This is a genomic window from Serratia sp. root2 (assembly GCF_031931805.1).
Taxonomy (GTDB): Bacteria; Pseudomonadota; Gammaproteobacteria; order Enterobacterales; family Enterobacteriaceae; genus Serratia; species Serratia inhibens.
The window spans coordinates 1-382 of record NZ_JAUJXB010000026.1; the positions used below are offsets into that span (position 1 = coordinate 1).

Here is a 382-nt window from a genome sequence, read left to right on the forward strand (position 1 = left end):
AATACTTCGCAGCATACTGTCGCCAGTACACTCTGAAGTATTGTCAGGACCATATGGTGGAGCTAAGCGGGATCGAACCGCTGACCTCCTGCGTGCAAGGCAGGCGCTCTCCCAGCTGAGCTATAGCCCCATACAGTCACTTGCAGATACCTTTATTTACCACTCGCGGTGAATAACAGTGTTTTCTTTTGGAATTGCTGTTAATTCGTGCTTAGGCAAGGCATGCGGAAGGGAAGTTTACTTTGGGTAAACGACCGCGCGCATAACGCAGCATAAGTGCGAATTTGGTAGGCCTGAGTGGACTTGAACCACCGACCTCACCCTTATCAGGGGTGCGCTCTAACCACCTGAGCTACAAGCCTATTAAAGGTATTTCTGCTCG

General features: G+C 50.3%; 2 tRNA genes. Both read right to left on the reverse strand.

Annotated features, from left to right (window positions below):
- Nucleotides 1–54 precede the first annotated feature (54 nt).
- A tRNA-Ala gene (locus QZQ97_RS24515) sits at nucleotides 55–130 on the reverse strand.
- A gap of 155 nt (nucleotides 131–285) precedes the next feature.
- Nucleotides 286–362 (reverse strand) — tRNA-Ile (locus QZQ97_RS24520).
- Nucleotides 363–382 lie beyond the last annotated feature (20 nt).